At 61.9% G+C, this 25486-nt stretch carries 26 protein-coding genes, 1 tRNA gene and 1 pseudogene; 9 read left to right on the plus strand and 19 right to left on the minus strand.

Annotated features, from left to right (window positions below):
- Positions 1-154: 154 nt before the first annotated feature.
- Entirely contained in the window at positions 155-1162 is a 1008-nt protein-coding gene (locus tag GOX01_RS08860; protein WP_062268866.1) for an FAD binding domain-containing protein, read from the minus strand.
- The gene (locus GOX01_RS08865; RefSeq protein ID WP_011253024.1) at positions 1159-1665 is read right to left on the minus strand and encodes a (2Fe-2S)-binding protein; all 507 of its coding nucleotides are present in this window, start codon (positions 1663-1665) and stop codon (positions 1159-1161) included. The genes GOX01_RS08860 and GOX01_RS08865 overlap by 4 nt, the downstream gene beginning before the upstream one ends.
- 254 nt (positions 1666-1919) lie before the next feature.
- Between GOX01_RS08865 and GOX01_RS08870 the strand changes: the two genes are divergently transcribed.
- From GOX01_RS08870 to GOX01_RS08885, 4 genes and pseudogenes are all read left to right on the plus strand, one after another.
- On the plus strand, positions 1920-3146 hold the full coding sequence (locus tag GOX01_RS08870; RefSeq protein WP_024717108.1) for an MFS transporter: 1227 nt from the start codon (positions 1920-1922) through the stop codon (positions 3144-3146).
- A 125-nt stretch (positions 3147-3271) separates the two neighbouring features.
- Positions 3272-4408 carry an acyl-CoA dehydrogenase family protein gene (locus GOX01_RS08875; RefSeq protein WP_011253026.1) on the plus strand — a complete coding sequence of 379 codons (1137 nt, stop codon included), beginning with the start codon at positions 3272-3274 and terminating at the stop codon, positions 4406-4408.
- Complete coding sequence (locus tag GOX01_RS08880) at positions 4405-5136, plus strand: PIG-L deacetylase family protein (RefSeq protein WP_011253027.1); 732 nt, start codon at positions 4405-4407, stop codon at positions 5134-5136. Before GOX01_RS08875 ends, GOX01_RS08880 begins: the two co-directional genes overlap by 4 nt.
- Positions 5133-5564, plus strand: a pseudogene (locus GOX01_RS08885) (methyltransferase domain-containing protein); the annotation flags it as partial. The gene GOX01_RS08880 and the pseudogene GOX01_RS08885, both read left to right, overlap by 4 nt.
- Before the next feature lie 70 nt (positions 5565-5634).
- Here GOX01_RS08885 and GOX01_RS08890 read toward each other — a convergent pair.
- The 7 genes from GOX01_RS08890 to GOX01_RS08920 all read right to left on the minus strand — a co-directional run bounded on the left by GOX01_RS08890 (position 5635) and on the right by GOX01_RS08920 (position 13576).
- Positions 5635-6756, minus strand: coding sequence for a glycosyltransferase (locus GOX01_RS08890; protein ID WP_011253028.1), 1122 nt, complete (start codon positions 6754-6756; stop codon positions 5635-5637).
- A 266-nt stretch (positions 6757-7022) separates the two neighbouring features.
- Positions 7023-7098, minus strand: a tRNA-Glu gene (locus tag GOX01_RS08895).
- A gap of 41 nt (positions 7099-7139) precedes the next feature.
- Positions 7140-8939, minus strand: coding sequence for a single-stranded-DNA-specific exonuclease RecJ (gene recJ / locus GOX01_RS08900; RefSeq protein ID WP_011253042.1), 1800 nt, complete (start codon positions 8937-8939; stop codon positions 7140-7142).
- A 10-nt stretch (positions 8940-8949) separates the two neighbouring features.
- Complete coding sequence (glpX, locus tag GOX01_RS08905; RefSeq protein ID WP_011253043.1) at positions 8950-9951, minus strand: class II fructose-bisphosphatase; 1002 nt, start codon at positions 9949-9951, stop codon at positions 8950-8952.
- Positions 9948-11237, minus strand: coding sequence for a homoserine dehydrogenase (locus GOX01_RS08910; RefSeq protein WP_011253044.1), 1290 nt, complete (start codon positions 11235-11237; stop codon positions 9948-9950). Before GOX01_RS08910 ends, glpX begins: the two co-directional genes overlap by 4 nt.
- On the minus strand, positions 11234-12460 hold the full coding sequence (locus tag GOX01_RS08915; protein WP_011253045.1) for an LL-diaminopimelate aminotransferase: 1227 nt from the start codon (positions 12458-12460) through the stop codon (positions 11234-11236). The genes GOX01_RS08910 and GOX01_RS08915 overlap by 4 nt, the downstream gene beginning before the upstream one ends.
- Before the next feature lie 117 nt (positions 12461-12577).
- Positions 12578-13576, minus strand: a complete 999-nt coding sequence (locus GOX01_RS08920; RefSeq protein ID WP_034954011.1) for a hypothetical protein — start codon at positions 13574-13576, stop codon at positions 12578-12580.
- A gap of 177 nt (positions 13577-13753) precedes the next feature.
- Between GOX01_RS08920 and GOX01_RS08925 the strand changes: the two genes are divergently transcribed.
- Both GOX01_RS08925 and GOX01_RS08930 read left to right on the plus strand, forming a co-directional pair.
- Positions 13754-14431 carry an ATP-dependent Clp protease proteolytic subunit gene (locus GOX01_RS08925; protein ID WP_049750740.1) on the plus strand — a complete coding sequence of 226 codons (678 nt, stop codon included), beginning with the start codon at positions 13754-13756 and terminating at the stop codon, positions 14429-14431.
- 56 nt (positions 14432-14487) lie between these two features.
- A complete protein-coding gene (locus GOX01_RS08930; RefSeq protein WP_062269396.1) occupies positions 14488-15462 on the plus strand; it encodes a ferritin family protein in 975 nt (324 codons plus the stop codon).
- Positions 15463-15524: 62 nt separating this feature from the next.
- On the opposite strand, the gene recA is transcribed toward GOX01_RS08930, so the two are convergent.
- From recA to GOX01_RS08970, 8 genes are all read right to left on the minus strand, one after another.
- Positions 15525-16562 (minus strand): recombinase RecA, encoded by a 1038-nt coding sequence (gene recA / locus GOX01_RS08935; protein ID WP_011253049.1) that lies wholly within the window; start codon positions 16560-16562, stop codon positions 15525-15527.
- Between the two features lie 203 nt (positions 16563-16765).
- Positions 16766-17842 carry an EscU/YscU/HrcU family type III secretion system export apparatus switch protein gene (locus GOX01_RS08940; protein WP_062269398.1) on the minus strand — a complete coding sequence of 359 codons (1077 nt, stop codon included), beginning with the start codon at positions 17840-17842 and terminating at the stop codon, positions 16766-16768.
- Between the two features lie 3 nt (positions 17843-17845).
- Complete coding sequence (locus GOX01_RS08945) at positions 17846-18700, minus strand: flagellar biosynthetic protein FliR (RefSeq protein WP_081107055.1); 855 nt, start codon at positions 18698-18700, stop codon at positions 17846-17848.
- A 73-nt stretch (positions 18701-18773) separates the two neighbouring features.
- Positions 18774-19046 (minus strand): flagellar biosynthetic protein FliQ, encoded by a 273-nt coding sequence (locus tag GOX01_RS08950; protein WP_011253052.1) that lies wholly within the window; start codon positions 19044-19046, stop codon positions 18774-18776.
- Positions 19047-19048: 2 nt separating this feature from the next.
- Positions 19049-19396: a flagellar hook-basal body complex protein FliE gene (gene fliE, locus GOX01_RS08955; protein WP_011253053.1), complete on the minus strand. Its 348-nt coding sequence runs from the start codon at positions 19394-19396 to the stop codon at positions 19049-19051.
- Positions 19397-19401: 5 nt separating this feature from the next.
- On the minus strand, positions 19402-19809 hold the full coding sequence (gene flgC / locus GOX01_RS08960) for a flagellar basal body rod protein FlgC (RefSeq protein ID WP_011253054.1): 408 nt from the start codon (positions 19807-19809) through the stop codon (positions 19402-19404).
- Positions 19810-19821: 12 nt separating this feature from the next.
- Positions 19822-20214, minus strand: coding sequence for a flagellar basal body rod protein FlgB (locus GOX01_RS08965; protein ID WP_011253055.1), 393 nt, complete (start codon positions 20212-20214; stop codon positions 19822-19824).
- Between the two features lie 126 nt (positions 20215-20340).
- Positions 20341-21261: a GIY-YIG nuclease family protein gene (locus GOX01_RS08970; RefSeq protein WP_011253056.1), complete on the minus strand. Its 921-nt coding sequence runs from the start codon at positions 21259-21261 to the stop codon at positions 20341-20343.
- 170 nt (positions 21262-21431) lie between these two features.
- Between GOX01_RS08970 and GOX01_RS08975 the strand changes: the two genes are divergently transcribed.
- Both GOX01_RS08975 and fliP read left to right on the plus strand, forming a co-directional pair.
- Positions 21432-21737: a flagellar biosynthetic protein FliO gene (locus GOX01_RS08975; protein ID WP_011253057.1), complete on the plus strand. Its 306-nt coding sequence runs from the start codon at positions 21432-21434 to the stop codon at positions 21735-21737.
- Positions 21734-22501, plus strand: a complete 768-nt coding sequence (gene fliP / locus GOX01_RS08980) for a flagellar type III secretion system pore protein FliP (protein ID WP_011253058.1) — start codon at positions 21734-21736, stop codon at positions 22499-22501. Before GOX01_RS08975 ends, fliP begins: the two co-directional genes overlap by 4 nt.
- Positions 22502-22556: 55 nt before the next feature.
- Here the strand turns inward: fliP and GOX01_RS08985 are convergent, their stop codons facing one another.
- Positions 22557-23975, minus strand: coding sequence for a gamma-glutamyltransferase (locus tag GOX01_RS08985; protein WP_011253059.1), 1419 nt, complete (start codon positions 23973-23975; stop codon positions 22557-22559).
- Positions 23976-24207: 232 nt separating this feature from the next.
- Between GOX01_RS08985 and GOX01_RS08990 the strand changes: the two genes are divergently transcribed.
- Complete coding sequence (locus tag GOX01_RS08990) at positions 24208-24966, plus strand: DsbA family protein (RefSeq protein ID WP_011253060.1); 759 nt, start codon at positions 24208-24210, stop codon at positions 24964-24966.
- 35 nt (positions 24967-25001) lie between these two features.
- Here GOX01_RS08990 and GOX01_RS08995 read toward each other — a convergent pair whose 3' ends face one another.
- Positions 25002-25358, minus strand: coding sequence for a hypothetical protein (locus GOX01_RS08995; protein WP_024716926.1), 357 nt, complete (start codon positions 25356-25358; stop codon positions 25002-25004).
- Between the last annotated feature and the right edge of the window lie 128 nt (positions 25359-25486).

The raw sequence follows: 25486 nt of genomic DNA on the forward strand, positions 1-25486 counted from the left end.
GGGCGATGGGGCTGTTGACGATGAAGCCGTACAGCATGCCGGCAGGATGGGGCTCGGCGGCGTATCGGGCCTGTCCTGTCACTTTGGCGAGGCCGTCGATCCGGGAGACGGGCTGTCCGATTTTTGCTGAATGGAGGGTCATACCCGGGTTCTTTCAGAAAATGGTCTTTTGCGTCTGGGACTGGGGCGTGCCCGCGGCGGCCTGCGACAGGGCGCGGATGATCATGCGGGGGGCCAGCTTCAGCTTTGCGGCGTTGTCGCGGTCGGTGACGGCACCTTGCAGCAGGCATTCGGCAGCGTCGCGGAACAGCGAGGGAGACGGTGTTTTGCCTTCAAAGAGGGCTTCGGCCTCCGGGACGCACCAGGGTTTTGTGCCGACGCCGCCCATGGCGATGCAGGCTTTTTGGATCGTATTGTTTTCCATCTGCAGACCTGCTGCGACGGAGACAATCGCGAAGGCGAAAGACAGGCGGTCGCGGATCTTGAGATAGGTGTGATGAGGGCCGAAGGAGATCGACGGTAGGTCGATGGATGTGACGATTTCACCGGTACGCAGGATGTTGTCCTGCCAAGGTGTGTCTTCCGGCAGGCGGTGATAGTCGCGCAGGGGGACAGAGCGCTCGCCTTCGGGGCCTGTGAGGTTGACTGTTGCGTTCAGGGCTGCGAGAGCCACGCACATGTCGGACGGGAACGTGGCGATACAGGCATCGCTGGTGCCGAGGATGGCCATGATCCGGTTGCGGCCGCCTTTTGCGGAACATCCCGTGCCGGGGGAGCGCTTGTTGCAGGCCATGTCTGGGTCATAGAAATAATGGCAGCGTGTGCGCTGGTTCAGGTTGCCACCGTTCGTGGCCCTGTTGCGGATCTGTGGGCTGGCACCGGCGAGAATGGCGGAGGCCAGAAGGGGATAGCGCTCGCTGACGAGCGGATGGGCTGCTGTGTCGGCATTGGTGGCGAGGGCGCCGAGGCGCAGGCCGCCATCAGGGCATTCCTCGATCTGGCTCATGGACAGGGCATTGAGATCGACGACATGTTCGGGTCGTTCGACGTCCGATTTCATCAGATCGATGAGATTGGTGCCCCCTGCGAGAAAGCGCGTGTGGTCCGGGGTGTGGCAGGCAGTGTCGAGCGTGTCGGGGCGGGAATAGGAGAACTGTCTCATGCGGCTTCTCCGGCCCGGTCCTGCTGTTGCTGGGCGACGACCTGCTCGATAGCTTCGATGATGCCGTTATAGGCGCCGCATCGGCACAGATTGCCGCTCATGAACTCCCGGATTTCCTCGCGGGTGCGGACATGGCCTTCTTCCAGAAGCGCCACGGCCGACATGATCTGGCCCGGCGTGCAGTATCCGCACTGGAAGGCGTCCCGGTCGATAAAGGCCTGTTGCATCGGGTGCAGATGCCCGTCCGGCGCCAGGCCTTCGATCGTTGTGACCTCGGCATTCGGGATCGAGACGGCCAGGATGAGGCAGCTTTTGACCCGTTTGCCATCGACGAGAACGGTGCAGGCGCCGCACTGTCCGTGATCGCATCCCTTCTTCGTTCCCGTGAGGTCCAGACGCTCCCGCAGCAGGTCCAGCAGGGTCACGCTGGGCGGCAGGTCGGCAGAACAGGATTTTCCATTGATCCGGAGATGACAGGGGCTGGCGACAGACACATCGGTCATGGGAGGGCGCTCCGTTCGGTGTCAGGTTTTTCAGCGTGTCAGGGTGTAAGAGTCCGGGAGCGTTCAGGTTTCACGGAATTCTCTGTGATCCCGGTCATAAAATGCGTGCTGATAATAAACATCCCGCAGATACGGGCCTGACCGCGCAGGATCCGTCTTTTCAGAACAGAAAAACCCTTACTGTTTTTTGTAACGGACCCGTGACCCGGCCGTTCAGTACGGGGGACGACTGCGAAAAGACTTTGACGGGAATTATGGTGACGAAAAACAAAGCACAGATCCGGCCCCGGAGGGATGACGTTTCCCTGGACGGTCTGAGCTTCCTTCTTGCGGATGTTCAGGACAATCTGGGGAACTTCCTGACAGCCTTCCTGACCACACAGGGCTGGCCTTCAAGCCGGATTGGCGCGGCGATTGCAGCGGGTGGACTTGGGGCGGTTCTGGCCCGGTTCATCGGCGGGTGGGTTCTGGATATCTTTCCGCGCCGGCGCCTGATGCTCGCTGTATGCTGTGCCGTGACGTTCCTGTCTGTGGCGGTGATGGCCTGGGCACCGCTGTTTTATCCCATTGTTCTGGCGCATTTCATTGCGGGCGGCGCAGGAGCCCTCTTTACGCCCATTCTTGCGGCCATCAGCCATCATACGGCGGGGACCAGAGGCTATATCGCGCGTATGGGCCGCAATGAATCCTTCAATCATCTGGGCAATGCATCGTCCGGTTTCGTGATGAGTCTTCTTGGCAGGATGATGGGACCTGTTGCGCCCCTGTGGGGTGTGGGCGGCCTTGCGGCCGTCAGTCTGCTGCTGGTCGGGGGCTTTTCGAAACGTGCGGACGTCCCTTCCGAACAGTCGCGGGATGCTGCCTCGCTGCAGCAGACACTGCAGGCCATCTGCACACTCCTTTCCGAAGCGCGGCTGGCCGTTTTTCTGGCGACCTATCTGCTCTTCAATGTTGCCAATGGCGCCGTGGTCCCGCTCATGATCGAGCGTTATGCCTTTTTCCATCTTGGCGATCCGGCAAGCGTGACGGCCATCTGCATCGTGGTGGCCCAGATCACCATGGCGCCTGTGGCCCTGCTCGTGGGCAAGAAGGCGCCGCAATGGCCACGCAAGCCGCTGTTCGTGTTCGCACTCGCCCTGCAACCCCTGCGGGACGGTCTCGTCATCCTGAGCGCGGACTGGCCGACGCTGGTTCTGGTCCAGATCCTTGACGGCTTGTCTTCAGGCATCATTCTGGTGCTGTTCTATGCCATCCTTTCGGACATCGCTTCCGGTAGCGGACGGCGTAATCTGCTGATTGGGCTGGGGCTGGCGCTGGGAACGATCGGGGCGCTGCTGTCCAATCTTGCAGGGGGGGCGCTGGCGTCGGGCTATGGGTTCAATACGACGTTCGTGGTTCTGGGGCTGACAGGGGCAGCTGTGGCCTGTCTGTTTGCGTGGGGGATGCCGGAGACGCATTCACCGGTCGCTGAGGGGGCATGACAGGACGGAGGATGGGCGCCAGCTCCATTCCCGCAGAATAGTGACCGGCGCTGCGATTTTAATCGGGATCCCTGCCTGACTTACAGACGTTGCCCAGAACGGGCTGCGTGGAAGGGTCACAGGGCATGTTGAATTCTGGTCATGAAATGACGGAGGGGGAAGGGTCTGCCTTTCGGACCAGACTGAAGCATCTGTTCGCGGACTGGAAAGTCAGGCCCTTCACGCCAGCAGAAAATCTGTTCCCGTCAGACCTCCTGAAATCCCTGCGACAGATCGGGGCGCTGGATGCCCTTCTTTCTGTTGAGGAAGGTGGGCTGGGACTGGCCTCCCCACGTGACGGGGGGCGGCTTCTGTCGCTGCTTCTGCGGCGGACGGGTTATTTGAGCCTGTCTCTGGGACGGTGTCTTGAAGGGCATGTGAATGTTGTCCGTCTTGTAGCGCTGTATGGCACGCCAGAGCAGCGTTATAGCCTGGCCACCACGCTGAAAAACGGGGTTCTGGCCGGGATATGGGTTACGGATGGCGAGCCATCTGTGAGGCTGCGAAAGGATGGCGAAACATACAGGCTTTCTGGGATCAAGGGATTTGCCAGCGGTGTCAGTGAGGTTGGTCTTGCGCTGATCACTGCAACGACCGAGCAGGAAGAGTCGGTCATGCTCCTCGTGCCGACCACGGATCCCGCTCGCAGGCGGCCAGGACCGGGCAAGCTGACCGGGATGCAGGCAAGTGGCACGGGAGCCTATGATTTTAGCGGTCTGACGGTTTCTGCTCAGGATATTCTGGGGTCTGCGGGGGATTATCTGCGACAGCCTGAGTTTTCTGCGGGAGCTTGGCGCGGATCGGCTGTTGCGCTGGGCGCTGTAGATCGGCTGGTTGATCTGCTGAGGGAAGAACTGCTGGCCCGCAAGCGGGCTGACAACCCGCATCAGCTCTGCCGGATCGGAGAGGCCATGATTCTTCAGAAGACAGCCTCCCTGTGGGTCGAGCAGGCTGCTCAGGCGGCGGGTGACTGTCCGGGCCTGTCCCCCGAGGAGGTTACGGCGACTGTCAATCTGGCGCGGCTGGCCGTTGAACGCGCGGCCCTGGAACTGATCACGCTGGTGCAGCGGGGTCTGGGCCTTTCGGCTTTTGTAAAAGGGCGGGCGGTCGAGCAGGTCATGCGGGATCTGGCGACTTATCTGCGACAGCCCGCTCCGGACGAGGCCCTGACAGAAGGCGCGGCATGGTTTGTCAGACATGACTGGCCAGAGGGTGGCTTATGAAAGTCCGGGATATGCTTCAACATTTTGCAGAGTTTCCGGTTGCGCCCCTTGAGACGATTGCCCCTGGAACCGCGCTTATTCTTTCCCCGCATCCGGATGATGAAAGTCTGGGATGTGGGGGATTTATTGCCTCTGCGGTGAGGGAGGGGCATCCGCCGCTGGTTGTGATCGTTTCTGACGGTTCCGCGTCCCATCCTGGTTCAGTGACATGGCCGCCTGCGCGGATTGCGCGGCTTCGTCAGGAGGAAAGCCGGGACGCGGCGGCAGTGCTCGGCCTTCCTTCCGAGCGGCTGCTGTTTCTGGAATTGCAGGATGCAGGTGTTCCAACATACGGCGACAGTTTCGATGCCGTCATCCGTCATCTTGCGGAAATGATCGGTCGCTATGGGTGTCAGACGGTTCTGGTCCCCTGGCGGTATGATCCGCACTGCGATCACGAGGCTGTCTGGATGATGGGGCAAAAGCTGAAGGCGCTGCTGCCGTATCTGCGGCTTCTGTCGTACCCTGTCTGGGGGCTGACGCTGCCACCTGAAATGGAACTTGATGAGGCCACCCCGGCAGGCTGGCGGCTTGATATCCGGCCGTTTCTGGACAGGAAACGGGATGCCATTGAGGCACATCGAAGCCAGAGGGGGCTGGTCGTAGATGATGATGCGGGCGGCTTTGTTCTTCCCGAACATCTGCTGGAGAAAATGCTTCAGCCCTATGAAATCTTCATCGCGTCATGAGTGCGGGGACATGGAAACCGGAGGTCTTTGAACGCCTCTTTCAGGATAATCCCGACCCATGGGGCTTTGAAAGCAGTCCGTATGAGCGCCAGAAACTGTCTCGGGTTCTGGAATCTCTTCCGGCCTCGCCCATTTTCTTTGCGGTGGAACTCGGATGTGCGATCGGCGTCGGTACTCTGGCGCTGGCGCAGCATTGCGGGCGTGTTCTGGCGGTCGATGCGTCGGAAAATGCTCTGGCGATTGCAGGACGGCGGTGTGAGGGGCAGGAGCATGTCAGCTTTCTGAAAGCCTTCCTGCCTTCAGATTATCCTGCGGCAGACGCTTCGGGCTGTGATCTCGTTCTGATCTCCGAGCTGCTTTATTTTCTGACGCCACAAGACATCCGCAGTCTTGCGGGGATGGTCATGGAGAGTCTCAAATCCAACGGCCATATCCTGATCGTCAACTGGACCGGACAGACGGATACGCCCTGCACCGGGAGTGAAGCGGCCGAATATTTTATCCGGGCCTGCCATGAAAGACACTGGGTTCCGGACCTGTCAGAACAGGGGGAGGGATATCGTATTGACCGGCTGTCCCGATCGGGAAATTCTCCATTGAGCGGCGGTTTATCTGACGAAGGCGCTTGAGAACCCGTAAGGCCCGTTCATGATGTTGGGGCAGTTCCTTCCTGCGGATGCAGACCACAGGAAAGTCCGGATAGGGGATATCGAGGAAAGAAGACTGGCTCTGCCAGTACGCGAGTTCTCTGCGGATGCGCAGCAGGCGCCGGGAGACGGGTTCGAAGGCATCGTCAATATATTCGTCCTGGGCGATCAGGCGCCGCGCCAGAGTTTCCGCCATTCCACCGCGAGCACGCCCCTGAAGGCGCGCCGAGACATAGACCTGCACCTGGGGCGCATGACGAACCGCAATGCCGTTCTGTCGCAGGGCCCTGGCGAATGCCCGGTCTTCTCCGGAAGGCACGTCCGGAATGCCCCCCACCCTGCGCCAGGCCGCATGGGTTACGGCGATACTGGCGCCTGAATGTTCCAGATGCCGTGGCCACGGGTCATGGGGTTCGGAGCTCAGCAGAAGCCCGATCTGCTCCAGAAGCGCGCCATAGGCCCGTTCGGATTGTTCATCTTCGTGCAGATGAAGCGGAATCTTCCTGTATTCTTCAGGCAGGAGCAGGACCCGCCCGAAAACCGCTTCCACAGGATACTGGATAAAGGCTGCAAGAATGCTGTCGATCCAGTCAGTGGCGACTTCGCTGTCGGCGTCCGTGGTCAGGAGGATCGCATCAGGAGATGCAGTTCTGGCGGCATGAGCCATGGCGTCGCGGCGCGCCTGTCCGGCACTCGCAATGGCCGGGGGATAGCAGGCCGTGACCGTTTCCAGTTCAAACGGAAGCCTGTGGGCTACAGAGAGAACCCGATCACAGGTCTCGTCCGTCGTATTGTTGATCCACAGAACGACCCTGTCCGGAAGGGACGTTTGCGCTGCCAGGGCGAGGAGACAGGCGACGATGTGGTCTTCCTCATTGCATACGGGGATCGCCACAATTCTCGGTTTTTTCCAGAACAGAGCCTCTTTGCCCTGCGATGCGGAAGCTGTGTCTTCCGTTCGTGCATGGGCCATTCTCAGATGCTCACCATAAATAATGGAGCAAGCACAGACTGAGCCCGGTTACGCGGGTTTTCAGGAGCATCAGGGAAAGTGCGGTCTGGAAAAGGCATGAGCGCCTCCATTGAGGAGACAACTCAATGGCTGAGAACAACCAGAGTTCAGATCACTTAAAAAAGACACCGCTGTATCCGCGCCTGAACGCAGAAGGTCAGCGTCTGTAGCGGTCTCAGGAGACCATTACCTGACATGGCGGAAAAGCTGTTTTTGGCTGAAAGCCGTGGCGTCCCGTACGGGATTCGAACCCGTGTTGCCGCCGTGAAAGGGCGGTGTCCTAGGCCTCTAGACGAACGGGACTGGAGGCGTGAGCGGGTGTATAGGGGTGGCTCCTGCGTCCGTCAAGCGGGGGCAGCGTCAGAAATGAAAAAAGACAGATTTTTTCTCTCCTGCCATGTCTCGGCCCGTAATGTGCCTGCGACATGGACCAGTGGCATGGAGCGGTCTTCCAGCAGGGCGGCGAAGGGTTTGTCGGCTGCACGGAAGACCAGGCCACGCAGGCGTGTGCCTCCGTCCTCGCCTTGCAGGATGACGCGCAGGGTGTTGCCATCCTTGCCGATACGCTCGCTTTTGACGCAGCGGACATTGCTGATGGCGAGGACCGGTTCCTCGTTGCCGGGGCCGAAAGGTTCCAGCCGGGCGAGCTGGTCCGCCACCGCGACTGAGGCGCCGGCCAGAGTCATGATGCCGTCGAGCTTCAGGGCGTCCTGTTTGGGGAGGGTGAGGGCGCCGGAAAGCTGACTGTCGAGCCAGCTGTGGAACTCGTCGGCACGATCGGCCGAAAGCGAGAAGCCGGCAGCCATGGCGTGCCCGCCGCCGCTGAGCAGCAGGCCGTTCTGGCGGGCTGCGATGATGGCGGTCCCGAGGTCCAGTCCCGGAACGGAGCGGGCCGAGCCTTTGATGACGCCATCCGTCAGGGCGGCGACGAGGGCAGGGCGGTTGTAGCGCTCTTTCAGGCGGCCTGCGACGATGCCGACGACGCCGGGGTGCCATGTTTCACCGTGCAGGAAGATGACGGCGTGGCCCGCATCGAGCTGCTGCTGTGCCTGTTCCATGGCGGAATCGAGGATTGTGGATTCGACGGTCTGGCGCTGGCGGTTGACGCGGTCGAGCTGTTCGGCGAGGGCGCGGGCTTCCACGACATCATCCGACAGTAGGAGTTTCAGACCCAGATCGGCCTGTGCGATGCGGCCACCGGCATTGATGCGGGGGCCGAGGGCGAAGCCGCAGGCCATGGCGCTGGCTTCTTCCTTTACGCCTGCAACGGAGGAGAGCGTGGCCAGCCCGAGGCGCTCGCCGCGGGACATGACGCGCAGACCTTGCATGACCAAGGCGCGGTTTAGGCCGGTCAGGGGCATGACGTCGCAGATGGTCGCCAGCGCCGTGAGGTCGAGGCGTTTGAGCAGGTCGGGAATGACCTGATCTTCATCGAACCAGTTACAGCGGCGCAGGTGGCGGATCGTGGCGACCATGGTGAGGAAGGCGACGGCGGTGGCGCAGATGCTGCCCAGACCGGAGGTGCAGTCCAGACGGTTCGGATTGACTACGATGCCTTTCGGCAGGGCCGCGCCGTCGGGTTTGTGGTGATCGAGCACGATGATATCGGCGCGGTCGGTTAGGCCGTTGAGGATATCGATCGCTGCCGTGCCGCAGTCGATGCAGACCAGAAGGGTGGCGCCTTGGGAAAGCAGGTTTTCAAGGGCTGCGGTATTGGGGCCGTAGCCTTCGGTCAGGCGGTCGGGAATGTGGGTGCTGACGGTGCAGCCCAGTTCGCGCAGTGTGTCGCAGACGAGGGCAGTTCCGCAGGCGCCGTCCACGTCGTAGTCGCCGAACAGGCCAACATGCTCGCGGTTGCGCACAGCCTGGGCGAGGCGTTCGGCGGCCCGGTCCATGTCCTGCAGACAGGACGGGTCAGGCATGGCGTCGCGCAGACGGGGATTGAGAAAGGAGGAGGCGTCGGGTGGGGCGACGCCGCGTGCCGAGAGGATACGGGCCAGAAGTTCGGGAATACCGGCCTGCTGGGCCAGGGCGAGTGCCAAGCGGTTGTCTGCTTCCGCCAGGCGGGGATCGCGCCAGATCCAGCGGCGGTGTCCTGCACTTCGGGTTACGCCGAGGACGGCACCCGTATCGTCTGCGAGCATGGTTCTCCGTTCAGGAAGCGGCTTGCGCCTTCGGTTTGAAGGTATGGTGGCTTTCTATATAGCGCACCGTGCCGGATTTTGAACGCATGACGATGGAATGTGTGCGGGCCCGGGTCGGACTCGGACGTTCCACGCCTTTCAGCAGCGGGCCGGATGTGACGCCTGTTGCGGAGAACAGGACGTGACCGGAGGCCATGTCGTGCAGGAAGAGCTTGCGGGCCGGATCGAGGCCGTTGGCCATTTCACGGGCACGCTCACGCTGGCTGTCATCCTCGAACAGGAGGCGGCCCTGCATCTGGCCTTCCATGCAGCGGATGGCTGCGGCGGCCAGAACGCCTTCGGGAGCGCCACCCGAACCGGCATAGAGATCCACGCCGCTGCCATCGATACAGGTGGCGATGGCAGCCGCCACGTCACCGTCGCTCAGGAGCATGACGCGCGCGCCGGCTTCGCGGGCATGGGCGATCATCTCTTCATGTCTTTCGCGGTCAAGTGCGCAGAGAACCATGTCCGAAACATCGCGCTTCTTGGCCTTGGCCAGCGAACGGAGGTTGTTGCCGATCGAGGCATCCAGATCCACCACGCCTTCGGGAAGATCGGGGCCGACGACGATCTTTTCCATGTAGATGTCAGGCGCGTGGAGGAACTTGCCGCGCTCGGCGAGGGCCACGACCGTCAGGGCGTTGGGCAGGCTCTTGGCGCAGAGATTGGTGCCTTCGAGCGGATCGACCGCGATGTCCATGGCCGGGCCACCGGAGCCGACTTTCTCGCCGATGTAGAGCATCGGGGCTTCGTCCATCTCGCCTTCACCAATGGTGACGACGCCATCGATGGCGACGGTGTCGAACGCAGCGCGCATGGCCTGCACAGCGGCGCCATCGGCTTCGTTCTTCTGGCCGCGACCGGTCCAGTGGGCGGAAGCGATTGCGGCCGCTTCCGTTACACGGACGAGCTCGAGAGCAAGATTACGGTCAGTGACGCGGTACGGGAGAACATTCTGAGGGTCGATCACGCAAGGGGATCCTCGATTTTGAGCACCAGTGGCTTTCCTGTCACGACAGGAAGAGCCGCAAGCGCTGTGGCAGCTGCGTGGATGGCCTTTTCAGGAACCTGATGGGTTACGATCGCCAGGTCAGCACATCCTGTTGCAGCATCATGCTGGGAAACAAAGTGAACAGAGACATCATGGTCCCGAAGAACCGATGTCAGGTCAGCCATTACGCCCGAACGGTCCTGAACGTTCACACGTAAATAAAATGCGCTGTTCAAATCAGCGAGATTCGCGCAGGCGACGGGGGCCGGAACGGACTGCGTACCCCAGACGGGAATGGCGGTTCCCCGCGCCAGATCGATCAGATCGGCGACGACGGCGCTGGCGGTCGGGCCTTCGCCGGCGCCGCGACCGGAAATGGTCATGGGGCCGCTGAACACGCCTTGCGTGGAGACGGCGTTGAAGACGCCCTCGACGCTGGCGATGGGGGCGCTGGCCGGGACGAGGCACGGACGCACCCAGGCGGCGACGGTGCCGTTTTCGGCCTGCCGGGCCATGCCGAGCAGCTTGATGCGGTATCCGAGCTGATCGGCGAATTTCAGATCGGTCGCGGTGATGTCGCGGATACCCTGCACGGACAGGGTGTCGAACGCGACGGGCTGGAAGGCCAGGCCGGCAAGGATGGCCAGCTTGTGGGCCGTGTCCCAGCCATCCACGTCCGTTGACGGTTCGGCTTCGGCATAGCCCTTGGCCTGCGCTTCGGTCAGGACGTCGGTGAAGTCCCGGCCCGTGGCGCGCATTTCGGTCAGGATGTAGTTGCAGGTGCCGTTCAGGATGCCGCCGACGCTGAGCAGACGGTCGGCCGCCAGTCCTTCGCGGACGAGCTTGATGGCGGGGATGCCCCCAGCCACGGCCGCCTCGAACAGGAGGGGTGCATTCTTTTCCGAGGACAGGCGGCTGAGACGGTCGGCATGCAGGGCCACGAGTGCCTTGTTGGCGGTCACGACCGGCAGGCCGCGTTCGAGCGCGGTGCGCACCATCTCGCGGGCCGGGCCTTCGGAGCCGCCGATGAGTTCGACGGCGACGTCAATCTCCGGGTCCTGCGCCACGGCGGTGGCGCTGTCGTGCCAGCGCATGGTGGACAGGTCCACGTCGCGGTCGCGGTTACGGTCCCGGGCCGTGATGGCCACGACTTCGATCGGCCGGCCGGCCCGGGCGGTAATCATGTCAGCGTTCTCACGCAGGAGACGAATGACACCGATCCCGACAGTCCCGAGTCCAGCCAGTCCGATCCGCAGTGGTTTCACGATGATGCAGCTCCAAGAAGGTCAGCGGTTCCGGCCCCGGCGCCGTGCCGGGACATGAAGCCCTTGATGGCCCGTGTCGCCTGACGCAGCCGCTGGGTGTTTTCGACAAGTCCGATCCGGACAAAGCCCTCACCGTATTCCCCGAATCCGAGACCGGGCGCAACCGCCACGCCAGCTTCCTTGAGAAGCAGCTTGGAGAAAGCGACGCTGCCCATTTCGGCGAAAGCGGGCGGGATGGGCGCCCAGGCGAACATCGAGCCTGCCGGTGCGGGGACGTCCCATCCTGCGCTCTGAAGGCCGCGCAGCAGCACGTCGCGGCGGTCCTTGTACATGGCGCGGATTTCGGAAACGTAGTCCTGCGGGCCGTTCAGGGCAGCGACGGACGCGACCTGGATCGGGGTGAAGGCGCCATAATCCAGATAGGACTTGATACGCGTGAGGGCCTGGATCAGCCTTGGGTTGCCAACCGCAAAGCCCATGCGCCAGCCTGCCATGGAATAGGTCTTGGACATGGACGTGAACTCGACGGCCACGTCCTTTGCGCCCGGAACGGCGAGCAGGGACGGGGGCGGTTCGTTCTCGTTGAAATAGATTTCCGCATACGCCAGATCGGACAGGATCCAGATCTCTTCCCGGCGCGCGAAGGCTACGAGTTCCTTGTAGAAATCAAGGTTCGCGACAAAGGCTGTCGGGTTGGACGGGAAGTTGACGATCAGGGCCGTCGGCTTGGGGACCGAGTGCCGAACGGCACGTTCGAGCGCGCGGAGCATGTCCTCATCCGGCGTGGCCGGGATCGAGCGGACGGACGCACCGGCGATGATGAAGCCGAACTGGTGGATCGGATAGGACGGGTTCGGGACCAGGATCGTGTCGCCGGGGCTCGTGATGGCGGCGGCCAGATTGGCCAGGCCTTCCTTGGAGCCAAGGGTCGCGATGACCTCGGTTTCCGGGTCCAGCGAGACGTTGAACCGGCGCTCGTAATAGTTCGCCATGGCCTTGCGCAGGCCCGGAATGCCGCGGCTGACGGAATAGCCATGCGCGCGGGGATTGCCGACCGTCTCGATCAGCTTCTGCACGACATGAGCCGGGGGCGCGCTGTCGGGATTGCCCATTCCCAGATCGATGATGTCGTCACCGGCGGCTCGCGCGGCGGCCTTGGCCTTGTTCACTTCAGCGAACACGTAGGGCGGCAGGCGGCGGATGCGGTGGAACTCTTCGGTCATGACCAGCTCTGGGACAGAGGGTGAAAGGGAGCAGCGACGATAGACAGGTTTTTTCAGGAGTGGAACAGCCTGACTGTTCCCGATCTCACAATGTCGCCTTCCGGGCTGCTTGCTGCGTCAGTCGTTGATCGTAACCCGGACGCCGTCGCCAATGGCTTCCGCCCGGAGAATGATTGCGGATGCGGGCACGCCGCGTGCGATCAGGGCGCGGGCGACCACCCGGGCGCGCAGCAGGCCCAGCGCGATTTCCCGGTTCTGGTCCGCGGGCGCGAGGGCCGCATCCGCGCTCATGAAGGCCCCGAAGCCAAGGATGGTCAGGCGCCTGTTCCCGCGCAGAGAAACAATGTGCTGGTAATCGCCCTGCGGATCACCCGTGACGTGGTCCGTTGCGGGCTGGAAGCGGATCAGGGTGCCTTCGGGCGTGGACGTGTCGATATCCGGACGAACGGGATCACTGACCATTGCATCACGCGGCAGGTCGAAGCCCGGGAACTGCGGTGGGGGCGGAGGCAGATCACCGATTTTCGGGAACTGGCCCGGCGGGGTCGGGGGGATGGATTTTGCGACGACGGCGGGGAGTTCGGCTTCTGCTGCCGGGGCGGAGGGAGCCGTCTTTTTTGCCGGTGCGGAAGCATTGGGGGCCGATGTCGTCGCCAGATGATCGGGCGCCAGATCGGGCGCCGGATTGATGGCGGAAGGGCTTTCCGGTTCCGGCTGTCCGACTGTCGTCATGGTCATGCCGCTCTGTTCCGTATTGGCTGTGGTGGCAGCCGGGACAGGTTTGGGGGGCGGGGGAATGGTCGGCAGAGCGCCTTGGGCCGCGCTTTCGCGCTGGGCCAGGTTCCGCTGGGCTTCAAGCTGTGTCGTTAGTGACAGACGTGCCTCGGGCGTCGGAAGGTCGGGGGCCTGCGTCGGGGTACGGCCGACATGCGGATAGCGCAGGTTCTCGCCCGGCGGCGGGGCGCGCAGCTTGGCAATCTCGCCACCTTCAAAGTTGTGCCACCAGCCGGTTACGGTGTCCGTTGCGTCCTGATGCTGGCAGGCCGCCAGCAGCGGCGCGGTCATCAGCAGGAGAAACGGGATTTTCCCCGCAGTCCTGCGTGTCGCCGCTGTCATGGGCTGCCTGCTGTTCCCTGGGACCACTGTGCCGTTCCTGCCGTCTGTAGAATGTCCAAATGCGGCGGAGACTAGCGGTTCGTGGCAGGGATGGCGAGAGTTCCTGTCGGTCCGGATCGGAAGCCCGATCCGAAGGAGGACTTGGCACCGACGAAAACGAAGCGCAGGATAGGGGGTATGAAGATGCATGCTGGATCTGGAAACGATATGGATATCACCAGAATGACCCCGACCCGCCTGGACGACGAGCCGGATGCTCCGGAGCCCGAAACCCGGGAAGACGACAACAAGACGCTGAACAGCCCAATCAGCGAGCTTGAGGGCCGTCTGTTCGATCAGCGGAAAGTCCTGATCTTCGGCGGTATCAACGACAAGATCGCCCGTGATGTCACCGGTCGCCTTCTGGCGCTGGCCGGAACGTCCGACAAGCCGATCGACGTGTATGTGAACTCGCCGGGTGGTCATGTGGAGAGTGGTGACACCATCCATGACATGATCCGTTTCGTGGATTCGATTGCGCCGATCAACATGATCGGAACGGGCTGGGTCGCCTCCGCCGGTGCGCTGATCTACGCCGCTGGCCGTCCCGAGCGTCGCGTCTGCCTGCCGAACACACGCTTCCTGCTGCATCAACCGATGGGTGGCGTGCGTGGTCCGGCAACGGATATCGATATCGAAGCCCGCGAGATCATCAAGATGCGCGAGCGTCTGAACCGGATTTTCGCCAAGGAAACCGGGCAGACCTACGAAAAGGTCGCCAAGGACACGGACCGGAACTACTGGATGTCGGCCAATGAAGCCATTGCCTATGGCCTCGTGAACCGCATCATCCACTCGGCAACCGAACTCAAGTAAAAACTACAAGCTCCAAGGGGCACGGCGTGCCTGTCCGGCACGCCGCGAACACAGTCATGAAAAGTCTGGCCGAAATCTATTCCCATCTTCCCGATGCACCGTCGGAGAAGACGCTCGAGCGCGTTGATTACGAAGCGCGCCACTGGAGCAGCCCGATCCAGGGGCCGCTCAAGCCTGGTACGGAAGAGCACAAACGGGCCGTCGCCGCGATGTTCCGCGATACGTTCAATCCGTACAAGCCGTCCGTGATCGACTGGCCGAAGCTGGATCCGGAGACGCTGCATCGCATCACGTCGCTGCCGATCTGGGATATTGCGGTCCAGACCGAGGGCAAGGCCCGCCTGCGCATGGCCGCCTATGCGGACATGATCACCGATCCGGACATGAAGGACGCGCTGTCGCGCAATGCCTGGGAAGAGAACCGGCACAAGGAAGTCCTGACCAAGCTGGTCGAGGCCTACAACATTCCGATGGCGCCGGAGCCTCCGTATGTGAGGCCGAAGGATACGGAATGGGCATATCTGGTCACGGGTTTCTCGGAATGTGTGGACAGCTTCTTTGCGTTCGGTCTGTTCGCTCTGGCCGAGCGCGCCGGGCTGTTCCCGCAGGAACTGATCGAGACGTTCGAGCCGGTGATGCAGGAAGAATGCCGCCATATCCTGCTGTTCGCGAACTGGCTGGCCTGGCACCGGGCGACCATGCCGTTCTGGAAACGGCCGTGGTTCGAGCTGCGTGTGATCGGGGTCTGGCTGTTCCTGGCCTATGAGCGCATGGGGCTGGCCCGTTCGATTGACGAGAACGGGGAAGAGCACACCCAGGACAACAATTTCACGGTCACGGGTGCCAAGGACATGACGACGATGGACATCAGTCTTCCAGACCTGATGCAGCTCTGTCTGGACGAGGATGACCGCCGGTTCTCCGGCTATGACCCGCGTCTGCTGCGGCCGACGACGACGCCGATGATCGCCCGCGCAATCATCAAGGGTGCAAAGCTCTGGGATCGTGTCCGGAGCAAGATCGCCGCCTGACGACCTTCTCCTCGACAGTCACACGGCATAAAAAAGGGCTCCGGAAGGAGCCCTTTTTCGTTTCAGTCTTCCGGGGTGCCGTCTGCGTCGGGCTCCGGATCCGTCATCAGGGCGTCGGAGAGGACACCGGCTTCAGCGCGGATGCGACGCTCGATTTCGGAGGCCATTTCCGGATGTTCGCGCAGGAACTGCTTGGCGTTTTCACGGCCCTGTCCGATGCGCTGGCTGTCGAAGGAGAACCAGGCGCCGGATTTCTCGACGATGTTGCCCTTCACGCCCAGATCGAGCAGTTCGCCCATCTTGCTGATGCCTTCTCCGTACATGATGTCGAACTCGACCTGACGGAACGGAGGCGCCATCTTGTTCTTCACGACCTTGACGCGCGTCTGGTTGCCGACAACCTCGTCTTTGTCCTTGATGGACCCGATGCGGCGGATGTCGAGGCGGATGGACGAGTAGAACTTCAGCGCGTTACCGCCAGTTGTCGTTTCCGGATTGCCGAACATCACGCCGATCTTCATGCGGATCTGGTTCAGGAAGATGACGAGCGTGTTGGAGCGCGAGACCGTTCCCGTGAGCTTGCGGAGGGCCTGGCTCATGAGACGGGCATGCAGGCCGACATGGCTGTCGCCCATGTCGCCTTCAAGCTCGGCGCGGGGAACGAGGGCAGCCACGGAGTCCACGACCAGCACGTCAACGGCGCCGGAACGGACCAGCGTGTCGGCAATTTCCAGCGCCTGTTCGCCGGCATCCGGCTGGCTCAGGAGAAGATCGTCGATGTTGACGCCAAGCTTGCGGGCATACCCCGGATCGAGTGCATGTTCCGCATCGATGAAGGCCACGGTCCCGCCCTTCTTCTGGGCTTCAGCCAGAACGTGAAGGGCGAGGGTGGTCTTGCCGGAGCTTTCCGGTCCGTAGATTTCGACGATACGGCCGCGGGGCATGCCGCCGATCCCCAGCGCGATGTCCAGCCCGATGGACCCGGTGGAAATCACATTGGTTTCCACTTTCGGGCGCTGGCCCATGCGCATGATCGAGCCTTTGCCGAAGGCACGCTCAATCTGGCTGAGTGCGCCTTCAAGCGCCTTGGTCTTGTCCATTCAATCCTCGCAATAGGTTTGGGCTGGCGTTTCCAGGATACGATAGACCGGGCGGCCACTCTCGCAAAGAGCCGTGATTTCCGCGATTGCCGGCTTCCTGTGTTCGCAAAATGTTCTCGTTCAGACATATCATGCCTGACCCCCCTGTCGCCAAGGGGTATGGTCGCTTCCAGGAAAGATTTTTTCAGGACCGGCGGCTGTGTCTATCGCAGGGGAGCAGAACGGCTGGCAGGGCGTTTGAGTTTCCAGACATAGGCAATGATGGCCGCGACGACCTTGAAATGCTCAGCAGGGATTTCGCTGTCGAGGGGAAGGGTGAAAAGCGCACGGGCCAGGGGCGGATTGGCCACAATCGGGATCCGGTTGTCCTGTGCGATGTCTCTGATGCGCGCCGCGACATCGTCCATGCCTTTTGCGACGATCCTGGGCGCGCCACCGCCACCTCTCTCGTAAACGAGTGCGACGGCGTAATGCGTCGGATTGGTGACGACAACGGTCGCTGTCTTGACGGCAGCCATCATGCGCTGCCTGGCCGCTTTTGCGCGCAGGGCTTTCTGGCGGCCTTTGACGTGCGGATCGCCTTCCGTGTTTTTGTACTCGTCCTTGAGGTCTTCGCGGCTCATCTTCAGTTTGGAGATATGCCGGAAACGCATCCAGAAAATATCAAAGCCGGCGATGACCAGTTGCGCCAGAATCATGGCAGATGCGGCCCTGAAGCCGAGATCTGTCATCATTTTCAGGAGGGGGCCGGGTTCCAGCCCGACCATCCGCGGCGCGCTCGGGATGGCACCTTTGGAAATATTCCAAAGGACCACGGCAAAAATCGCAAATTTCGCGAGGGCCTTGAACGTATCGGGAAGGGTTCCGCCACCGGCAATGCGCTTGAAACCAGCCAGAGGAGAAATCCGTTCGAATTTCGGAAGCAGGGATTCGGGATGGATGAGGAACCCTGTCTGCAGGAACCCGCCCCCCAGACAGAGCACGGCGACGGTCGCTGCCATTGGTACGGCCAGCTTCAGTCCGGCTTCAATGGCGTGGTCCGTACTGTTGAGCAGGCCCCCCTGTGCCATCGGGACCGTACCAGCATTGGCCATGAGGACCTGCATGACGTGTACAAAGTCCGTCACCAGATATGGCAGGACCATGAAAATTCCTGCAAATCCGCCCAGAAGAGCCACGAAATTCATGGCCTCGCGGGACATGACGATCTGCCCGTCCTCACGCGCCTTCTGAAGGCGTTGTGAGGACGGGGCTTCTGTCTTGTCGTCGGAATCAGACATGCTTCAAAGTCCTGGAAGGGCCCGGAGGACGTCGAAAGCCTGCCCCTGCCAGATCGTAACCATGGTGCTCAGCGTGAGGCCCAGAAGAGCGATGCCGCCAAGAAGCTGAAGAGGACTGGCGGCATTATAGATCTGCAGGGTGGGGAGCAGACGAGTCATGATGCCGAGCATGCCCTGCCAGACAAGCGACAGGATCAGAAATGGCGCACTGAGCTCCAGCCCGAGGGCGAAGCTGCGTTCCGTGAGCTGGATGATGCCCTGCGCGGAATCGCCCAGCAGGTTCCAGTGTGCGTGAGAAGCAGCGGCAAGCAGGGCTCCTCCCGGCGGAATGATGCTGTAACTGCCGAGGATCGCGCGGACGGGCAGGATATATGCGCCGGTCACGAGAAGCACGAGAGGCGCCAGCAGGTTCAGGAAGCGGGCAGGCGCGGAACTGCCCGAACCCAGATCGGGGTCCGGCTGAAGAACGCTCGAAATCCCCATGCAGACCGCGATGATCTGCCCGGCAATCGGGAGGGCCATGCAGATCAGACGCGCCATCCAGCCGATCAGGATCCCGGCAAAGAGCTCGACGGCGATCATGCCGCAGAGCCCCAGCGGGGCCAGTGCATCCAGATGGCCCTGCATCAGCAGGGGGGCGACGAGTGGAAGGAGCAGGACCGTGAGGGTGATGGCGCATCCCGCACGGATCATCATGGGCATGGACTGTTCGCCAAGACCCGGCATGACCATGACGACCGCCCCGGTGCGGGAAAGGACCAGAACAAAGGCGAGGGCCCAAACGCTCAGGGCCGGTCCACTGAGATCCAGCCTCTGTAGCGCGCTTGCTCCGCCCGGACCGGCAAGACCAGCATTCACAGCAGAGCGTCTTTCAGACCGGAAAATCCGGACACAGGCATGTCAGTCAACTCCGGATCCGGAAGGCGGGGGCTCAGGTGGTACCGACGAGGATGAGCTGGTCGAAGAGATGTCGGGTAAAGCTGATCAGTGTCGCGGTCATGAAGGAGCCAGCCATGACCATGACGGCACCGATGGCCAGAACTTTCGGTACGAAGGACAGCGTGGCTTCATTGAGCTGGGTGACAGCCTGTACGAGCGAAACCAGAAGACCGACCCCGAGCGCGGTCAGAAGAGCAGGAGCACTCAGCTTGAGAGCGACGAGGAAGGTCTGCTCCAGAATGGCGCCGAGATCGATGGCCTGCATGGTCAGATCGTCATTTTCATCACGTCCTGATACGCCTGAACCATGCGGTCGCGGATCACGGTCGTGGTCTGGAGGGCAAGCTGGGCATTGGAGACCGCAGTGACGATCTGCGTCATATCACCGCCGCCTGTCAGGCCCTGTGCGGCCTTGGTTTCGGCATCATGGCCACCGTCGATGACACTGCTGACGGACTGGGACAGGATGGATCCGAAATCTGTACCGGAACTGCTGCTGGCGGTCGTTGCGGATGACTGGATGCCGTCATCAACATTGTCCGTAACCCCCTGCAGACGGCTCTGGAGACTTTGAACGGCGTAGGCATTATGGGCCTGGGTGAGGGATGTGAGCATCTGGATTACTTCAGTAGATCGAGTGTACGGGACAGCATGGTCCGGGTGCTCGATAGAGCGTTGAGGTTGGCTTCGTAGGAACGTTCGGCTTCACGCATGTCCATCATCTCGGTCATGGAATCCACGTTGGAAACCTTGACGTAGCCGCGCTCATCAGCGGCGGGATGGGATGGGTCGTAGCGGGTGTCGAAGTCCGACATGTCCTGTCCGACATTCTGGACATCCACGGTCGAGGCGCCCGTTTCGTCGTCTACATGTTCGGCGAAGGTAATGGTCTTGCGACGATAGGGATCCGCGCCGGGCTGGGAGCCGGTCGTATCCTGATTGGCGAGGTTTTCCGCGACGATGCGCAGGCGCTGGGCCTGTGCGTCCATGCCGCTTGCGGAAATGCCGATGGTGGTGGACAGGTTCATCCGTCAGGCTCCTTACTTGCCGAGCGCCGTCTGGAACATGCTCAGGTATTTCGAATAGACGTTTACGGCGAGATGCTGCTGGTCGTTCACGTCCGCGACCTGTTCCATCTGCTGGTCCAGGGAAACCTGGTTACCGTCCAGGGACTGTTCGGATGTGGTCTCGATGGTATGGGTGCCTGAGGCGTTGTAACCGATATGACCGGGCTGGGTGACGGTGGGCGTGATGTCGAATTCGCTCATTGCAGCCTCGAACGGGGAGACGTCCTTGGCCTGGTAGTCTGGTGTGTCGGAATTGGCGATGTTGCCAGCCAGCACCTGCTGGCGCGCCTGAAGCCAGTTCATGCGGTCACGGCCCAAAGAGAAAAGGTCGGTGCCGCCTGCGCTGGTTGGGTCGATGTTACGCATCGAGACAGTCTCCATCATGCAGGTGCCGGAAAAATCCCGGCGAAGCGCATGATGGCGTGAAATCTTTAATAAATGGTTGCCTGAGCCGTCGATTCTGCTGCAGGAGAAGAGTGTGAGGGGGCTTCGTCAGGTTTCGCAGTCGTTACCGGGCGTAGAGCGATCCATAGCCTGTTCTAAGGTCCTTCCGATGCTGTCTTTCCACTTCGTCCAGCCGTTGACTGAATGTCCCAGCAGGACGGTGGCCGCAGGGCTTGGGGCTTTGAACAGTACGTCGCGGGTGAAATAAATGCGGTCGCCTTCAATGCGGAGAAGACCTTGCTCCAGCATGACCTGTCGCTTCTGAGCATAATTAAAACTGCCAGAAACTTCAGTGCGGCCATAAGAGCCTGCCAGTACCACCAAGCCTTCTTGCGTATATTGGGCGCGTCCGTCCACGCCGGATGCGTGACAATAAAATTCGGTTGGGATGGACTGTTTCTGTGAATCCAGAACAGGTTCAGTCGTCTGAGTGACAGCGACAGGATTACGGTTGCGGATGAGGGGTTCGAAAATCGGGTACCCCAGAGTTGTCAGCAGGATATCGATTGTTTCGAAAATTTCACGACATTCTGCTTCCAGCGCGGGCAAGGTGTGGGGTCTTGTACCGCCTGTGCCATTGTCCATTTCAAAGCGCTGGGCCTGTGTGGCATGGCTGTGGGCCAGCCATTCCAGATAGTGCGCGTGTGTGACGGTCAGGCTTTGGGTGAGCGAGAAGGCGACGACGGCCCGGTTCCACCAGAGACCCTTCTTCTCGTTATGCTGTTTCAGGCGGTTTCCGAAATTTCCGGTCTGTCCGATATAGGCTTTCGGCCGTTCCGTTTCGTCGTTTTCACCGAACAGGATGTAGATGCCGACCGAGTTGGCTTCAGGCCGCTCCAGAAATTCCTCCAGTCGCAGGCGGGGGATTTCGACAACCTGCACGATCCGGGTGGTGATGGAGGCGATCCGGATTCCTTGTGGATCGCCGGAGGGAAGAAAAATCTGGATAGTCTGGGGGTGGGCGTTCACGACGTCTGGTCCTGCGCAGAAACATTCAGAAAAATATCTGTGACAGGGACAGGGCGCTCAGGACAGGGGGTTTCTGCTTTTTGAGCGGCATTTTCAGTAAAACTGACGGGCAATTAAGCGGTCGTTAACCGGTCGTGGGCATCATGTCAGGGAATGAGGATGACTGACCTATGACCCTGCATGAGTGCGTGAACGCGATTGCCGCTCTGATTTTCATTATTGTGCTGATTTTCTGTGCGCGGCCACTTCTCCGTTTGCTGGAGCAGAAAAAGAGCGGGGCGCGGGACGGGCAGGCGGGGCTGTCGCTTGTGGGGCAGATGGCTTTGGACCGGACACGGCGTCTTTCGGTCGTTCGGTATGGCGCACGGGAAGTGCTGGTTCTGACGGGCGGCAGTCAGGACATCCTGATGGACTGGACAGAGCGAGACACGTTTGCTTCGGCGCTCGATGCTTCTGGCGCGGAGGACGTGGCATGAAGAAGGGTCTGTCCGTACTTCGGGGGCTGGTCCCGGTTTTCGTATTGCTGGCCTGTCTGGCTTTCCCGCATCTGGCGCATGCCCAGGCTGTGAGTATCGATCTGGGGCAGAATGGCGCTTCTGGTGGTGCAGGCACGACCAGTCGGCTGGTGCAGCTGACGGCACTGATCACTGTTCTGTCGCTGGCGCCGAGCCTGCTGGTGATGATCACGGCGTTTACGCGGATCGTGATCGTCCTGTCCCTGCTCCGAAGTGCGCTGGGGGCGCAGGGGATGCCCCCCAATACGGTTCTGATCGGGCTGGCGCTCTTTCTGACGCTGTTTGTGATGCAGCCGACGCTTCAGAAATCCTGGGATGCGGGGATCGAACCGCTGATGGCCGGGCGTGTCGGGGAAATGGAAGGTCTGACGGCCGCGGCCCAGCCGTTCCATGATTTCATGGCGGTGACGGCACGTCCTGCGGATGTGGCGACGTTCCTGAACATCGCGCATGAGAAGCCGCCCGCGAAGATCGGGGATACGCCGTGGCGCGTGTTGGTTCCGGCCTTCATGATCGGAGAACTGCGTCGCGGTTTTGAGATGGGATTTCTGCTCTATCTGCCGTTTCTGGTCATCGATCTGGTGGTGTCCAGCGTGTTGATGAGCCTTGGCATGATGATGCTGCCACCCAGTACCGTGTCCCTGCCGTTCAAGCTGATCTTTTTCGTTGTGGTGGACGGCTGGTCATTGGTGGCGGGAAGTCTGGTGCGAAGTTTCACCGGGTAGGGGCCGGGGTCAGGAAAAAGCCCCGCCGGTCAGGAGATCGGCGGGGTTTTTTTCGTCAATTCCTGCTGTCGTTCGTCGTACCGGCGGCGAGGCCAGCGGCGCGGGGGTCTGTGGAGCCGCGGCACGAATCGTTGCCGTGGCAGAGGATGGCGTTGATGCGACCAGCCCCTTCATGCGGGATCGGGGTTTCATGTGTGGCAGCGCGGGCAGCGTCTCCAACGGCATCGGCGGCTTCGTTCTGGCCGGAGGCCGCAATGACGGCGCGCAGGTTGCGCTGGTCACGCAGGACAGCGGCGGAGAGCAGCGGCTGGGGTGTACGGGCGGGAGATGCGCCGAGCACGACGCCGGTGCTGCCCGCGATACGGCCGGTTCCGAACAGGTTGTTGTCACTCAGGACGCAGGCCACGGCCATGCCGGAATGGTCGGTCACGACAAAGGACGTCGAAGCCGGAAGGGCCGGAAGGGAGCCGCCACCGGAACGGCCGCTGTTGAGGGCTGCCTGAGCGGCGGCGAGCGATGTGTTTCCGGAGGCGCGCCATGCAGCGACAGTGCCCTGAGCGGAGACGCCCGTCGTGTAGCGGACGGCAGCTCCAAGGCCACCATCGGCTGGCGGGGCCAGGAAGGAGGCATCCACACCGCCCTGTCGCGTCGTCAGGGCTTCTGTCTGGAGGGGAAGGGTCTGGCGCATGTCGTCATCATTCAGGCCACCCCCGGCTTTCTGGGCTGCGGTCACGTAGACGTCAGCCAGAGCCCCGTTATAGAGGTCGCCGACGCCGGCAACCCGGATGCGCTCCAGGAAGCCTGCGAGGCGCGGCTGGGCCAGGCTGTCACCGGCCACGAGAGTGGAGGCGTCGCCGCGGCCGAAGATGGCGCGGGCACCGTCATCGGCCAGAAGGGCCGGACGCACGGCGGCCAGATCGGCTGCCAGCGTGCGGCTGACAGTGATGCCCGTGCTGGCGAGATTGAGGGCCGGGGCGATCAGATCATTGAAATCGACCGTGCCGTAATGGAGCTGCATCAGATACAGGCCACGGAAGTCGGCCGGTGTGGCTGCCGGACGATCGGCGCCCTTGCTGGTGCCGGCGCGGGTCTGGAACGTGATGGACTGTGCCACTTCGCCCGGCCGGCTGACGAGGCAGGCACCACCGCCGCCGAAAGACGCACGGGACGGCAGGGTGACGCCGAGCGCCAGGGCCGTCGCGGTGGCGGCATCGGCTGCGTTGCCGCCACGGGCCAGCACGTCATGGCCGACCAGGGCAGCCTGCGGTTCGTCAGCGACGACCGTGCCGATGCTGCCGCCTGCGGGAGCGGATGTTTCGCTGATGCCGACGAGATGGGAGCCCGGGATCCACGAGCAGGCGCCCAGCAGAAGGCCCGAGGCGACCGACGCCATCAGTGAGGCGGGCAGGCGGGAAGAGACGCGACGGGCCTGTGTGGCGTCCGGGGTGGAAATCTGGTGCTGTCGATGCGCCACCTGGCGTTTCTCCAATGTCTGGTCACGACTGTCCGGCCTCGTGGCCTTCGCGGATGGCGGGCGCGGGCAGACGGGTCTGCGCCGTGGGTCCTGGTCCGGTTGTTGTTCCCTCATAACGGGAATCTGTTGTTTGTGGGAGAGGCGAGTTGGTGTCTTCTCTTTGCCACAGACCTTCTTTATGCCGTATGGACCTGATGTCCTGTGTTTCCTTCAGCTGATCCGGAGCTTTCCGTTGAGACACCCTCTGCTTGCCACCGCGTCTGCCGTTGTTGCCGGAATGGCCTTTTTTGTGGGCGGTCAGGCTCTGGCAGCTCCGGCGACATCCTTCACACCTGCCCAGCGGGCCGAAATCGTCGGCATCATGCGTGATGCGCTGCAGAACGATCCGAGCATCCTGACGGACGCCATCCGTGCGATCCGTGAAAAGGCCGAGGAGCAGAAGCAGGATTCGACGCTTGCTGCCGTGAAGGCGCATCAGTCCGAGCTTCAGACTGCGCCTGATTTCGCCATCCGGGGCAACCCGCATGGCAGGATCACGGTGGTGGAATTCTACGATCCGCGCTGTTCGTACTGCCGGTCCATGATGGGCGAGGTGGACAGTTTCCTCAGCCGCCATCCGGATGTCCGGCTGGTCGAGAAGGTCGTGCCGGTTCTGGGCACCAACAGCGTTCTCGACACGCGGGCGATTTTTGCTGCCAGCGCGCAGGGCAAGTATGAGGCCATGCGTCGGGCGCTGATGGCAGATACCACCAAGCCGAGCATGGAGCGGATTGTCGAACTGGCTCAGGCCAATGGCATCGACACGAAGAAGCTGACGGCCGACATGAGTTCTCCCCAGACCGTGGCGCTGATCAACACCAATCTGGATCAGGGGCGCGCCGTTGGTCTGGACGGAACGCCGACGTTCATTTTCGGTACGGCGGCCGTGGCTCCGGGTGCGCTTGAAGCGGACCAGATGGATGCGTTTCTGGAGCGTGCCCGCAAGGCGTGAGCCTCCGGACACTTTCATCAGAGCACTTTAAGGTGTCAGCGTTTCTCGCTGTCTGCGCCTGAACCATCCGCGTCCCCGTTGCCGTCAAGGACACCGGCGCGGGACGGAGCATCCGAACCCGGCTGAACCGTGCGGGTGATCGCGGCGACCTCGTCATCGGATGCGGGAGGAGGCGTTCTGTGGTTCGGGGACCGGCTGTCAGGACTGTCAATGTCGCGCTGCAGCACATTGGCCAGCGCTTCGGGATCCGTGCGTTCGGCAGCGTCCAGAAGGCGTTCGGCCAGGACGTCGTCCCCGATCTGCCGGGCGCGGAGAGCAGCCTCGGCCTGTTCGGTCGCGACCTGGTATTTGCGGTCTTCGCCTTCGAAGGGAGTGTCATCGATGATGGACATGAAGCGTACCTTCTTTCTGGGGGCGCGATTGAGTTGGGGTAGAACTGAAAACACGATCATGCTGCCGCAGTTCCCGAAAGGCATGTTGAGGATCTCCGTATGATAACGGCGCGGATGAAGGAAAATCG

Source organism: Gluconobacter oxydans (genome assembly GCF_006539685.1).
GTDB classification, from domain to species: domain Bacteria; phylum Pseudomonadota; class Alphaproteobacteria; order Acetobacterales; family Acetobacteraceae; genus Gluconobacter; species Gluconobacter oxydans.